Raw genomic sequence first — 13,464 nt, 5'->3', positions numbered from 1 at the left:
CTTTTGTGTCTGCATCGACACCGCCTACGCCCAGATCAATGAACCAGCAACCTCAGGACCGTTAATGTGACAACACCTCTTCTTCCTTCTCTCAATTGCTAAGCGTTCAACTAAGTCATCCGCATTTGGTTTCAATTTCCAGCGCTGGAAGGTTGGAGGCCGCGGTTGCGATTGAAATGTTCAATGAAGAAAAAAGCTTCTATTGGCCTTCCTGCTACGAACGCGGACTTCGTCGCGTTATTCTCGCAGCGGGATGGCTTCACAAACGACATTGTATCCGTTTGTAAAGTTGACCAACCGGGAGATGCAGCCATAGAGGTGCTTCGGATTTCGATCTCGGGACAAGGGTGGAAGCGAGCCAAAAGATGATGCGAACCACGTTGCGCCTATTCTTCCTTCTCATGGCTTGCCTTTGGGCCTCCATGGGCTTTGCTGCATCGAGCGATACCTACGAGAATTCAACAATCACGGCCCGGCTCATCTCCGTTGAAAATGGGGTCGCGGAAACCTCCAGAACCCTTTCCCTTGGCCTGGATGTCGAGCTGGCCGAGGGCTGGAAAGCCTATTGGCGTTCGCCCGGCGAGGTGGGTCTGCCGCCTGAAATTTCATGGGATGGATCGGAAAATCTGGTGAGCGCACAGATGCTCTGGCCCGCGCCTGAGCGCTTCACGGCATTCGGCATCGAGAATTTTGGCTACAAGACCCGTGTCGTCCTGCCCATTCAGGCAGTTCTCGAAACTGCGGGCCAGTCCGCAACATTGCAGGCGCGTGTTTCATTGCTGGCGTGCTCGACTGTCTGTGTGCCGCATGATTTCGATCTCGCACTGACAATTCCGGCGGGCACCGGGATTGACGCGAAGGCGGCGGGCCTGATTTCGGAGTATGCCCAGCGGGTGCCGCTTGGTCCCGAAGAGAGCGACATCATTGTCGAAACGGCGGTGATCGCGGATGATGCGCTTTATGTGACGGCGCGCAGTGCGAATGCCTTTGTGAAGCCGGATATCTTTCCGGAACTGGGGCCGGAATTCACCTTTGGCAAACCGGACATCCGAACCGATGATGCGGGAACAGCCCTTTGGGCCAAGCTGCCTCTTCTCGCGCAAGGGGAGGATCCGCCGCCCCTGCAACTGACTTTGACCGATGGATCACGCGCGGTGACAGCGCAGCCCGCTTGGTCAGACCGCATCCCGGGTGCACCATTCGAGGTTATGGCGAACCTGCCGGATCTGACGCAAATCCTGGCGATTGCGGCCTTTGCCTTTCTTGGCGGTCTGATCCTGAATGTCATGCCCTGTGTTCTGCCTGTCCTGTCCATCAAGCTGACATCGGTTCTCAATCATGGAAACAAGCCAGCGCACGAGGTCCGGAATGGGTTCCTGATGTCGGCGCTTGGCGTTCTGGTGTTCATGTGGGCCCTCGCCGCAATCATTCTGGTTCTGCAATCCGTCGGCGTCACCGTTGGGTGGGGCCTGCAATTCCAAAGCCCTGTTTTCCTGACCGTCATGTTTCTGGTGCTTGCCGTGTTCTCTGCCAATCTGTTCGGGGTGTTCGAAGTTTCATTGCCCTCCGGGTTGCAGTCACGGCTGGCCAGATCAAGCGGTCGCGACGGGTATGGCGGAGATTTTGCAACAGGCGCCTTCGCGGCGGTGCTGGCCACGCCCTGCTCGGCCCCGTTTTTGGGGACAGCGGTTGCCTTTGCCCTGTCCGGGCGCCCGATTGATGTCATTCTCGTTTTCACGGCTCTGGGGCTTGGGCTCTCCCTGCCCTATCTGGTTCTGGCGGGGAAGCCTGGTCTGGTCCGGTTGTTGCCCAGGCCGGGACGTTGGATGGTTGTCGTCAAATGGGTGCTTGCCGGTCTTCTGGCCGGGACCGCGATCTGGCTGCTCTGGGTACTGATAGGGGTGGCGGGTGGCCGGGTGGCCATGACCGTGCTGCTTATGACGAGCCTTTTCATTCTTCTCGCAACAATACGTTTGCCGGGCAGATTGACGCGCCCGACAGCGCTGGTGGTGGTTGCTGTTCTCAGCCTTCTGGTGCCGACGGCGCTGACAATCCCGCCGCAGACGAGAGCGGTGGGCCAGGACTGGGTCGCGTTCGATCGCTCCGAGATACCGAAACTGGTGTCGCAGGGAAAAACCGTCTTTGTCGACGTGACCGCAGACTGGTGCCTGACGTGCAAGGCCAACAAGACGCTGGTGCTGGACCGTGCGCCCGTGGTCGACCAACTGCGGGGTGATAATGTCGTTGCGATGCGGGCAGACTGGACTAGGCCCAGCACTGACATTTCCCGGTATCTGGAAAGCCACAACAGGTTTGGCATCCCGTTCAACATCGTCTACGGGCCAAACGCGCCAGACGGGATCATCCTGTCCGAGGTTCTGACGTCCGAAGCCGTTCTCGACGCGCTGAGCAGGGCTGCACTTGGCGACCCTGTGACCGCTTTGAAAACGGATGGTCAGGCCTAAAAGAGGCCCATCGCACGCGCCGACATCCAGACGCCCATGAATATCATCATCAGGTTTTCGGTCAGGGACACGAAACCCAGCGGCACGTTTGAACCGCCGCCCACGCAGGCGCACTTGATCTCGCGCTTATCGATGTAGACGGCCTTGAAAACTGAAGCCGCTCCGACCGTACCGATGAACAGTGCAACAGGCGCGCTGATCCAGACCAAGGCACCGGCGACCATGAGAATACCGGCAAGTGCTTCGCCGAAGGGATAGACATAGCCATAGCGCACCCATTTCTGGGCAAGCAGATCGTAGTTCAGAAACATCGTGGAAAACGTCTCGACGTCCTGCAGTTTTTGAACAGCAAGAAAGCTCATCGAGATCGCGATGAACCACTCGAATGCCCGCAGCGTCAGGATCGAACCGTAAAACGCCCAACTGAGACCAAGCGCCATAAGGAATGCGACCGCGAATATCGCAATGACGGGTTGATAAGTCGTCTCGTCGTCATCCTTTACGTCCTGGCCGAAAAATTCCCTCAGCGCGTCATAGCCACCAATTCTTTCATTGCCGATAAAGGTCTGCGGAGTCGTTTCGACACCGTGTTCTTCCATGAAAGCATCCGTTTCCTCGCGGGTGTTCAGAGGCCGGTCCTCAATCGAATACCCCTCCCGCTCAAGCAGGTCCTTCGATTTTCAGCCCATAGGGACAAACATGCTCCTCCATCACCATTCGGTACAAAACCGCCGTCTTCGGGGTGGATTTTGCCTCTCTCGTCATGACGCGTTCCTTTAAATCCTTTAACCGTTGCAGGTCCAATACCCGGTAAATCCGACAGTCAGAGGCGTCTCTCCCGTCAATTCAAACAGCAGGGTGGCGTCTTCACCGTCCGCGTCACCCGGCGCCAGCGTGAATTGGCCACCATCGGCAGACAGGACGCCACCGGACGTCACTGTGTCTTGCGACGTGAAGTTGACCAGCGATCCGGATATCTTGGCGACGCCGTTCCCCGCCCCGTCCGTGACCAGAATGGGATCGGCGTTCACGGCGCGAATGAAACGGCATTGTCCGTCGGACCCCAGTGCGCGTGTTATTTCTTCGGCTTTGAGCGGTGCAGGACGGATTCCGGCAATCACCGGGGTTGCAATCGCTTCTTGAAGCCCCTCCATTTCAGCCGGACCGTCCGCTTCACCAAGTGGCCATTCAGGACCGGCTTCGCCATTTGCCTCAATGTCATCTATGAGGAAACGCATTTCGGAAATTTCGCGGTTTTGCGCCGTCACAATTTCCGAAGCCAGCGCCTCGACCCTTGGATCTGTCAGCTCGGCCCGTTCGCTTGTCATGATCGCAATGGAGTGGTGCGGAATCATCGCGCTCATCCAGCTTTCGTCCTGAATGGTCTCCTGGCTTCTCACGAGCCAGAGCGCGCCGGCGAACATCACGACAGACCCGAGAATGATCGCGGCGTTGACGCCCTTGTTCTTGTACATGTTCAACATGAAAAGGAGCATCACGGTCGCCATCGTCGCGCCCATGATGAACGTCATGTAAAATCGGGTTTCGCTCCAGTAGACATGTTCGAAGGAGTACGAGTTGATGTACATCAGGCCGAACATGATCGCAGTCGATGTGCCGACCATCGCCAGAAACCGGCCATAGGATGAACCTGAATGGCCTCCCGAATGTGCTGCACCTTCACTTGAACGGGTGTCGGACCCGCCACGAGATTTCCCGATCGCATCTTCAGACATCTGATCTCTCCATCATGGATTCTATTTGTGGAGGAACAACATTCCAGCGCTGGAGGGTTTCAAGACGATATATCGAAACGGCATGAAACCCCATAAATGTCTGGCCCAGGCATCGTGCGTTACGGGTCTTTGGCCAGATCTTTCAGGATTGGACAATCGGGGCGGTGATCGCCCTGGCAGGCGTCAACGAGGTGAGCCAGGGTCTCTCGCATCGACTTGAGCTGGGCGATTTTTTCGTCAACGGCGGCCAGATGCTCTTGAGCGACAGCCTTGACCTGTGCACTTTCCCGCGTCTCATCTTCATAGAGATCAAGCAGCGTGCGGCAGTCTTCGATCGAGAACCCGAACGTCCTGGCGCGACCGAGAAATGCGAGCTTGTGGATGTCGCTGTCGCGAAAGGCGCGATAGCCGTTGTCGCTGCGCAAAGGCCGGACAAGGCCGATGTCTTCGTAGTAGCGGATTGTCTTCGCTGGCAAACCCGCCCGTTCTGATACTTCTCCGATGTTCACACCTGTCTCCTATTCTGCGGGCTGCGTTGCGAATTTCGTCTCCGCGTCGTGGGGCGGATCCTGTTCCGACATCGTCGCCTTGATCCGTCGCAGCCGCAGCGCGTTGGTCAGAACCGACACGGAGGACAGCGCCATGGCCCCGGCGGCAAACACCGGCGACAGGAGCAATCCAAAGGCCGGGTAAAGCGCGCCCGCCGCCACAGGGATCAGCGCGACGTTATAGCCAAAGGCCCAGATAAGGTTCTGCCGTATGTTGCGCATGGTCTTGCGCGACACGTCGATGGCATTCACCACGCCGCGCAGGTCGCCCGACATCAACACCACGTCGGCGCTTTCGATTGCGACATCCGTGCCGGTTCCGATGGCGATGCCGACATCGGCATGGGCCAGCGCTGGCGCGTCGTTGATGCCGTCTCCGACAAAGGCGATCTTGCTGTTCCCTTGCCGCAATTCGTCCAGGGCGGCGACTTTTCCATCCGGCAACACCCCTGCAATGACATGGTCGATCCCGACCTCGCGGGCGATGGCATCTGCCGTGGCCTTCTTGTCTCCGGTGATCATCGCGACCTTGATCCCTCGATCATGCAGAGCTGCGATCACTTCGGCGCTGGAGGATTTGACCGGGTCTGCCACGGCAATCACGGCCGCCAGGGATCCGTCCACCGCAGCATAAAGCGCGGTGCGTCCCTTTTCGGCCAAGGCCCTTTCGCGGTCTTCCAGCGGGCTGGTGTCAATGCCCTGCTGCACCATGAAGCGATCCGCACCGACATGAACCTTGCGGCCCTGGACAAGCGCCTCGACACCGTAGCCGGTCACGGACCGGAATTCCGTCGCATCGGGCCAGGACAGGCCTTCGCTCTTTGCGGACTGCACAATGGCCTCTGCCACCGGGTGCTCAGACTGCGCCTCGACAGATGCGATGAGGGCGAGTGTCTCTGCCCGGTCAAAGCCGTCGGCCGTGATGAGGTCTGTCAAACTGGGTTGCCCTTGCGTGACCGTCCCGGTCTTGTCCAATGCGACAACGCCAACTTCATCCAGATGTTGCAGCGCATCTCCCTTGCGGAAGAACACCCCCATCTCAGCCGCGCGTCCTGTCCCCACCATGATCGAGGTGGGCGTGGCCAACCCCATGGCGCAGGGGCACGCAATGATCAGAACGGAGACACCCGCCACAAGCGCAAAGGTCAGAGCCGGATCGGGACCGACCAGCAGCCAGACAACCACAGTCGCAAGCGCCAGAACCAGAACGGCAGGCACGAACCACATGGTCACGCGATCCACTAGGCCTTGGATCGGCAGCTTGGCCCCCTGAGCATCTTCGACCATGCGGATAATCTGCGCCAGCGTGGTATCCGCCCCGACTCGCGTCGCCGTTATGGTCAGGCTCCCGGTGCCGTTCACCGTGCCGCCGGTCACCGGTTCGCCAGCAGCCTTTGGCACGGCGAGGGGTTCACCGGTGATCATGCTTTCATCGACGTTGCTTGATCCTTCTGTGACCTCGCCATCGACAGGCAGCCTTTCACCGGGACGCACGAGGATCTGATCGCCGATCCGCAGTTCCTTGATGTCAACCTCGGTCGCCTGCCCGTCACGCAGGACCCTGGCTGTCTTTGCCTGCAGACCAAGAAGGGCCTGAATGGCTGCACCGGTCTTGCCCTTGGCCCGCGCTTCAAGCCAGCGACCCAACAAGATCAGAACGACAATAACCGCCGCTGCTTCGAAATAGACGGCGCGCACACCGTCAGGCAGCACCTGAGGCAGGAAGGTCGCGACTACGGAATAAGTCCACGCCGCCCCGGTTCCCAGTGCGACAAGGCTGTTCATATCCGGGGCACGCTTGATCAACGCCGGAATGCCCTTCGCAAAGAACCCCCAACCCGGTCCGAAAAGAACCACCGTGGCAAGCGCGAATTGGATCAGCCATGACGTTTGAATGCCGATTGTGCTCTCAATCAGGCCCTCAAAGCCGGGTATGGTATGTTTTCCCATTTCCAGAACGAACACCGGCACGGTCAGGATCGCGGCAAGGATGACACGGCGCGCCAGCGCGTCGGCTTCTTCTGCCTTGCGGTCCGATCGGTCCTCGTGCGCATCGCTCTGCGCAATCTCGGCCGGGTACCCCGCCTCCGTACTGATCCGGGCAATCTTTTCCGGGGTGATGGCATCTGGCAGATACTCTACCACAGCCGTTTCGGTTGCCAGATTGACCGCCGCATTCAATACGCCGGGTGTCCGTACAAGCGCCTTTTCAACCCGACCGACACAGGACGCGCAGGACATGGCGTCTACGTTCAATGTTACGCGCCCCGTCCGTGCCGGGTATCCGGCGTTCGAGAGGGCCGTGACCGCCACGCCCGTGGTGGCCGGATTATCCATCTGAAATTGAGCCGTTTCGTTCACAAGGTTGACACTGACGTTCGAAAGGCCCGGAACCTCGTTCAAAGCCTTCTCAACCCTGCCCACACAAGACGCACAGTTCATGCCGGAAACGGATAGACGTATCGTATTGGGGTCGGTCATGAGGGCCTCCTCGGTTGAACTTACCCTGATATAGGGCTTCCAGTTGCTGGAAGCTCAAGAGAGTATCTAATTTTTTTTGATATTTGCTTGACCTTCCTCCCGATGGAACGACCAAGTCTGAGGTTGTACCAAAAATGGAGGCCTTCATGATTTTTTCCGTCCCGAAAATGAGCTGTGGACACTGCACATCCGCTATAGAAAGCGGCATCAAGGCAAAGGATCCATCAGCCGTTGTCACGGCCGATCTGGACCTTCGCCTTGTCACTGTCCAAAGCACATTGGAACAGGCGACCGTGCGGCAAGCCATCGCTGACGCTGGCTACGACGCTTCAGCCGCGTAGGATTGTCCTTATTCGGCGGCCCGTGCCTGATCGACAAGCTCGATCATCTGGTCCGCCTGGATCAGGCCCGGCGCAAGACTGTCGCCGATCACAAATGAAGGTGTGCCACTGAACCCCAGAGATTGCGCAAGCCGCATGGAAGTCTGTATGTGTTCTTCGATTTCCGGTCCGTTCATGTCGCGACGCAACTGTGCAACATCGAGGCCGATGTCTTCCGCAGTGCGGAGAATCGATGCTTCCTCTGCGCGTTCCTTCAGTTGCATCATGGCCCAATGAAACTCTTCATATTTGCCCTGGTTTCGGGACGCCAGCGCCGCGCGGGCGGCAAAAACCGACCCGTCCCCCAGAATGGGCCATTCCCGGTAAACGACCCTGACGTTGGGATCAGCAGCGAGCAGGGCCTCCATTTCAGGTTTAACCCGGCGGCAATAGGGGCAGTTGTAGTCGAAGAATTCGACAACCGTGACATCGCCATCCGGATTGCCCAGAACGGGCGCATTGGGATCATTTTCAAGCGTGGCTTTTTCCGTATCGAAAACCTGCGCTGCGGCTTGCGCCTGCAACGCCTGCTGTTGCTGTTCGAACAACTGCGCGGCCTCGAACACGATGCCCGGATTCTCGCGGATGGCTTCCAGCACCAGTTCCTTGATCCGGTCTTCGTCCATGCCGTCTGCAATCGCAGCGATCGGAAGCATTAACAGTGCGGTGGTAGCCAAGAATCTTTTCATTATCCGTCTCCTTGTGAGGCAATATCCTGGGCCGTGCGCTCGGCTTGCGTGGCGCGTTCACGCTCCGGCCATGTTGACTTGATGTATGCGAGGATGTCCCAGATTTCCCCGTCGCTCAGTTGGTCGCCGAAACCGGGCATGCCGCTGTTGAAGTCAACGCCTTGCGCCGCGAGAACCTCGGCGCCCCCCAGCTTGGTGTAGGCGAACAGCATGCTGTCCGCGTGGTGCCAAGTGTGGCCGCTTGCATCATGCGGCGGTGCGGGCAGGCTTCCGTCATCACGCGGACTGCGCCAGTTTTCTTCACCTTCCAGATTTGCGCCATGGCACGCGGCGCAATTTTCGGCATAGAGGACTTCGCCCGCGGCCACATCGGCTGAGGAGTTGATGAGGTTTTCCGCCGTATGGTCGGTTCCGCCGGACCGGGTCCACAGGAATATGGTAGCCACCGCAACGGTAACTACGCCCAACGCAAGATAGACGGATCGCGGGGTCATCCAACGACGATCTTGGTCATCATGCCCGAAGCCGCATGCGACAGCATGTGGCAATGTAGCAGCCATTGGCCCGGGTTGTCCGCCACAAAGGCAATCTCGCGCGTCTGACCCCGTTCAAGAAGGGTCGTGTCACGCAGCGGTCCGAGGGTGCCGTTTTCGGCGACCTCGTGGAAGTGAATGCCATGCAGGTGCATCGCGTGCGGAAACGCCGTGTCGTTCACGATCTTCAATCGTACATTCTGGCCGCGGTCCAGCCGCGCAAGGGGATCACCGTTGATCCCGTCCACTTTGCCGTTGAACGACCAGAAATACCCGGCCTCGACGATCTCGCCGATCGGCTTGAGTTCGCCCCCAAGGGAAGCGGACCTCATCCGCCCCATGGCACCGCCTTCCATACTCAGGCTGAGCATCGTGGCTTCACTCAAGTCGACCATCCTGTGGTCGTTCGGCGGCAAGGCCAAAGGCGCGTCTCGACGATTTTTCGAGCCCCACTCAACGACCTCGAATGTAACCTGGCTGAAGGCCTCTTCCCGGCCGAACTGAAGAATATGAGCCGTTTCACCAACATCCGCGACCACATCGACGATCAGGTCGATCCGTTGAGCCGGAGCGAGGATCATCGGCTCCGTCACCTTAATGGGTGCAGCCAGGGGCATGCCGTCCAAAGCAACCGCCCAACCGTCAAGGCCTTCCAGCCCCAGTTGGAAATTGCGCGCATTGGCAGCATTGATCAGCCGCAAGCGCAGTCTTTCGTTCTTGCGTGCACTCAGGCCCAGATTGAAGGTTCCATTGGTCGTCAGCAGGTTGCCGATGCGCCCTGCGTGGCTGAGATCATGAGGCGCTCCGAAGTCGTCTTTGATCTGCGCGGTTTCGGGGTCAATAAGCCAATCATCCAGGATCAGGACTTCCTCGCGATCAATGTCGAGAGGCTCGGCCTCTTCCACGATCAGTGCACCGTAAAGCCCTCTGCCCACCTGCTCAAACGACCTATTATGGGCATGGTACCAATAGGTCCCGGCATCCGGGACAGTAAAGTCATAGTCGAATGTTTCCTCCGGCTGGACCACATCCTGTGTCAGGCCGGAAACGCCATCCATCGCATTGTCGATGCGGATGCCGTGCCAATGCGTCGACGTTCCCTGAGAAAACCGGTTGACCAATCTGCGCTGGACACGCCCCCCCTGCGCCACGCGAATCTCCGGACCGGGTGAGCCGCCGTCAAAGCACCAAAGCGATGTCTTGCCATAGTTGCCGGGCAGCAGCTGCACGTCGCTTTGCTGGGCTGTCAGGGTCGCGAATGGCGTGCCCGCAAATCCAGTGCTGGCCGACAGACCACTGAACGCAGCAGATGTTGCCAGAAATTGGCGGCGATTGAGCGTGATCATTCGTGGGTTCCCAAGATTATGATTTGTTGTCCAGCAGGTAGGTGGCCATCGCATTCAGGTCTGCGTCGCTCAGAAAGCCCGTGCCATAGCGCACGACTTCGGCCATTGATCCACCAAATACGTCGCCAGACGGCGTTATGCCAGATCGCAATGCATAAGCCATATCGCCTGTTGTCCAGCCTTCGGACACAAGATCGCGCGTCCGGATCGAAGGTGCTTTGCCACCTCCCGGCAAGGCGTCGTTGCCGGAAAACCTCTTCGATACTATGCGTGCGCCTGCAAAGTTCCGCGTTGTGTGGCAGGCAGCACAATGTGCCGCCCCGTTGACCAGCAGCTTGCCCCTGTTCCAAGCATCGCTTCGGTCCGCCTCTGGTGCGGTGTCAGGCTTTGTCAGAAAAGCCGCCCGCCAAAGTTTCATCCCCCATCGCTGATCGAACGGAAAAGGCACCTCATGGGACGGGGTCGGCACATTCACGGCTGGCACGGTCTGGAACGCGGCCCACAGATCGGCAATGTCCTGATCCGTGTAATTTGCATAAAACGGGTAGGTGAAGGTGGGATAATAGGGGTCTCCGTCCGGGGAAATTCCCTGCCTTACCGCTTTTGCAAACTCTTCTACTGTCCAGCCGCCAATCCCGAATTCGACATCGGTGGTCAGATTTGGCGGATAGAATGTCCCGAAATCGGTCCGGAGCGGCGCTCCTCCTGCCAATGGCGCCCCGCCAGCTTCAAAGTTGGTGTGGCACGCAATGCATCCACTGGCGCGCGCCAGATACGACCCCCGCTGGGCATCGCCTTGCAGGGTCAGGTCCGAGACTGGCGCACCGATCGGCCAGGCTATCGTTGCCGCGACAACGCCGATGCCGCCGACGACCCCCGCACCGATGATCCAACGCCACCACCGCATCTGATCACTTGTCCTCTTTGCGGAACTTCTGGTGGCAGGCCGAACAGGTCTGGGCGACCATCGCGAACGCACGGTCGGTCGGCATGTCCGCAAACATCTCGGTCGTCATGGGAAGGTCCGATCCCATCATGCCCCCTCCCATTGCAGGCGCGGACCCGCCACCCATCATCCCGTCAGTGGCGCCGCCCATCATTGATTCGCTACCGTTGCCCTGTGCTGCGGCCAACCCATTGCCTGCGCTCAACTTCAATCCTTCGGCGGCTGTTCTCAACTCTTGCGCAAGGGCCGCGAACTCTTCGCTGTTTTCCCAGACCGACGGCAACGCCTTGGACACTCCGCCACCCGAGCCTTCAGGAAACAGTCGCGTCATTTGCTCACCGGCATGGCCGATCATCGCGCCAGCTTCCCTGCGGACGACATCGGCGTCATAAGGTACCTGACCCCGCATCATGGGTGATAGCGTCTTGAGTTTTTTGGCCATCGCGGACATGCCCTGCATCCGCTCCAGCACCACGCCGGTTGCTCCGGAATGCGCCAAGGCAGCAACGCCGGTCGTCCCGATCGCAATGGCAGTAATCTATATCTTCATGTTCAAGTTGGTCATTCCTGTCAATTGATCCCGTTGGCGCGCTGAAGTTCCCGCACATATGCAACAACCATCTTCACATCGCCGGGCGTGACGCCTTCAACTGGCGGCATATTGCCAAACTTCCAATGGTGCGCTCTGACACCTTGTTTCGCGGCAAGCAAAAAAGCGGCGTCACCGTGATGGCTCGGTTCATAGATCTTGTGGACAAGCGGCGGTGCCACGCCATTCTGTCCGGCAGCATTCGCACCGTGACAAGCGGCGCAAGCGCCATCGAAAACACGCTTTCCCAATTGGGCATTTGCTGAGAATTCAGCAGGCACAACCACGTCTGCAATCGGCGCGCCCTCTTCCGTCTGCGAAAGATCAGGCGTTGTCATTGTGTGGCCGGGCATCGAAGACGATGGCTGCAATTGCTGCCAGATCACAACCGCGCCACCGACGACAAAAAACGCCGCAATCAGGATGCCGGACTTCGACATCAGATTAATCGTACCTGCGTGCCGACCGGTGTCCTTTCGAACACCTCGATGATTTGCTCGTTGTAGAGACCGATACACCCGCTTGAAGAGCGTCTTCCGATCTTGCGCGTATCATGGGTGCCGTGAATCCTGTAGTACGTCCAACTCAGGTGCAGGGCACGGACGCCCAACGGGTTATCCGGCCCGGGCGGCATATAGGCTGGCAAAGACGGGTCACGTTCGCGCATGGAGGGTGTAGGGGTCCAGTCAGGTTCGGGGTCCTTGAACGTGACTGTCGTGTAGCCGCGCTTTGTCAGCTCGTCAGACAAGGGAACCGATGTCGGATAAATGCGCATTTCGCCATCGGCCGTCCAGTGTTGCATCACGCGGGTAACGGTGTCTGCGATGATGATACCCTTGTCCAAAGCGTCAAAGTGGTCTTGCCAAGCGTGTGTACGAAACGATGAGATATTCCTTCGGACACTGGTTTGATCCACCTGCGCACGCAGGATGGACGGGGCCGCGAAAGCTGCCGATGCGGCACCTGCCGTGAATGCTCGACGCGTTACACGTGTTTGCTTGCGGGTCATCATATGGCCTCATGTTGTTGTCTGCCTATCCACTAGACTACCCGCCTGGTCGCATTTCATGAACAGTCCGGGGCCTGATATTATGTAACGATATGTATCCCGGCCAACGGACACGTCTTCGCGCTGCTGCCTCAAACCTCGATGGGTTTCAGGACAACACGCGTGTCGAGCGGGACCTTCTCATAGAGTTCGATGATCTGATTATTGGTAAGCCTTGCACAGCCGTTTGAGACACGTCGACCAATCGTCTTCGGATCCGTTGTGCCGTGAATTCTCAGGTAGGTGTCCCCACGCCCTGGCTGGTAAAGATACAAGGCGCGGGCACCGAGTGGATTGTTCAGCCCACCGGGCACACCGCCCGCAAAACGAAGATATCGGTCAGGATCTCTGGCTATCATGGCGGGTGTGGGCGTCCACCGCGGCCACTTTTGCTTGCGCGCGACATAGAACTCGCCGGATTCATAGAGCCCCTCCCGGCCAATTCCGACGGTATACCTGATTGCCCGATTGTTCGGCAAAGTCCAAAATAAAGCGAACTGGTTCGGATCGACATGTATTTCTCCCGGTTTGTCTGCCTCGGTGAACGGAACCTGGCGCGGCAACTGCTCCGGGGGCACCACAGATGGCCCGACGCGCCGGTCGTGCTCTGCGTCACTATGCGCGAATGCTGTTTTTCCACTCACCGAAAGAGCTGCAACAGAAGTCAGGAAATATCTTCGTTTCATATACTTGCCTCACTAAA

Annotated in this window: 13 protein-coding genes and 1 pseudogene; 2 read left to right on the top strand and 12 right to left on the bottom strand. The window is 58.5% G+C overall.

All coding sequences use genetic code 11. The features are described 5' to 3' along the window. The first annotated feature begins 368 nt into the window (after positions 1-368). Positions 369-2,465 carry a protein-disulfide reductase DsbD family protein gene (locus ACGYK7_RS15440; RefSeq protein ID WP_394386567.1) on the top strand — a complete coding sequence of 699 codons (2,097 nt, stop codon included), beginning with the start codon at positions 369-371 and terminating at the stop codon, positions 2,463-2,465. On the opposite strand, the pseudogene ACGYK7_RS15435 reads toward ACGYK7_RS15440, so the two are convergent. From ACGYK7_RS15435 to ACGYK7_RS15420, 4 genes and pseudogenes are all read right to left on the bottom strand, one after another. Further along, positions 2,462-3,182 (bottom strand): annotated as a pseudogene (locus ACGYK7_RS15435) (MauE/DoxX family redox-associated membrane protein). The gene ACGYK7_RS15440 and the pseudogene ACGYK7_RS15435 overlap by 4 nt on opposite strands. Before the next feature lie 68 nt (positions 3,183-3,250). Then, positions 3,251-4,201, bottom strand: coding sequence for a DUF305 domain-containing protein (locus ACGYK7_RS15430; RefSeq protein WP_050686576.1), 951 nt, complete (start codon positions 4,199-4,201; stop codon positions 3,251-3,253). A gap of 119 nt (positions 4,202-4,320) precedes the next feature. Beyond that, a complete protein-coding gene (gene cueR / locus ACGYK7_RS15425; RefSeq protein ID WP_005619161.1) occupies positions 4,321-4,710 on the bottom strand; it encodes a Cu(I)-responsive transcriptional regulator in 390 nt (129 codons plus the stop codon). A 9-nt stretch (positions 4,711-4,719) separates the two neighbouring features. Next, complete coding sequence (locus tag ACGYK7_RS15420; protein WP_043847201.1) at positions 4,720-7,230, bottom strand: heavy metal translocating P-type ATPase; 2,511 nt, start codon at positions 7,228-7,230, stop codon at positions 4,720-4,722. 146 nt (positions 7,231-7,376) lie between these two features. Between ACGYK7_RS15420 and ACGYK7_RS15415 the strand changes: the two genes are divergently transcribed. Next, positions 7,377-7,571, top strand: a complete 195-nt coding sequence (locus tag ACGYK7_RS15415) for a heavy-metal-associated domain-containing protein (protein WP_043847225.1) — start codon at positions 7,377-7,379, stop codon at positions 7,569-7,571. 8 nt (positions 7,572-7,579) lie between these two features. Here ACGYK7_RS15415 and ACGYK7_RS15410 read toward each other — a convergent pair whose 3' ends face one another. The 8 genes from ACGYK7_RS15410 to ACGYK7_RS15375 form a co-directional block, all read right to left on the bottom strand. Further along, on the bottom strand, positions 7,580-8,299 hold the full coding sequence (locus ACGYK7_RS15410; RefSeq protein ID WP_050686574.1) for a DsbA family protein: 720 nt from the start codon (positions 8,297-8,299) through the stop codon (positions 7,580-7,582). Beyond that, complete coding sequence (locus tag ACGYK7_RS15405; protein ID WP_005619169.1) at positions 8,299-8,793, bottom strand: cytochrome c; 495 nt, start codon at positions 8,791-8,793, stop codon at positions 8,299-8,301. The genes ACGYK7_RS15410 and ACGYK7_RS15405 overlap by 1 nt, the downstream gene beginning before the upstream one ends. Next, complete coding sequence (locus ACGYK7_RS15400; protein WP_050686572.1) at positions 8,790-10,178, bottom strand: multicopper oxidase family protein; 1,389 nt, start codon at positions 10,176-10,178, stop codon at positions 8,790-8,792. Before ACGYK7_RS15400 ends, ACGYK7_RS15405 begins: the two co-directional genes overlap by 4 nt. 16 nt (positions 10,179-10,194) lie before the next feature. Further along, on the bottom strand, positions 10,195-11,085 hold the full coding sequence (locus ACGYK7_RS15395) for a c-type cytochrome (RefSeq protein WP_394403398.1): 891 nt from the start codon (positions 11,083-11,085) through the stop codon (positions 10,195-10,197). A 4-nt stretch (positions 11,086-11,089) separates the two neighbouring features. Then, complete coding sequence (locus ACGYK7_RS15390) at positions 11,090-11,623, bottom strand: c-type cytochrome (RefSeq protein ID WP_394403397.1); 534 nt, start codon at positions 11,621-11,623, stop codon at positions 11,090-11,092. Positions 11,624-11,694: 71 nt separating this feature from the next. Beyond that, a complete protein-coding gene (locus ACGYK7_RS15385; RefSeq protein ID WP_005619178.1) occupies positions 11,695-12,153 on the bottom strand; it encodes a cytochrome c in 459 nt (152 codons plus the stop codon). Next, positions 12,153-12,725, bottom strand: a complete 573-nt coding sequence (locus ACGYK7_RS15380) for a L,D-transpeptidase (protein ID WP_043847205.1) — start codon at positions 12,723-12,725, stop codon at positions 12,153-12,155. Before ACGYK7_RS15380 ends, ACGYK7_RS15385 begins: the two co-directional genes overlap by 1 nt. Before the next feature lie 128 nt (positions 12,726-12,853). Further along, a complete protein-coding gene (locus tag ACGYK7_RS15375) occupies positions 12,854-13,447 on the bottom strand; it encodes a L,D-transpeptidase (RefSeq protein WP_005619183.1) in 594 nt (197 codons plus the stop codon). Between the last annotated feature and the right edge of the window lie 17 nt (positions 13,448-13,464).

The organism is Sulfitobacter sp. 1A15299 (assembly GCF_043556915.1).
GTDB lineage: Bacteria > Pseudomonadota > Alphaproteobacteria > Rhodobacterales > Rhodobacteraceae > Sulfitobacter.
The sequence above is the reverse complement of the archived record's forward strand: the minus strand, read 5'-3'. Positions and strand labels throughout refer to the sequence as shown.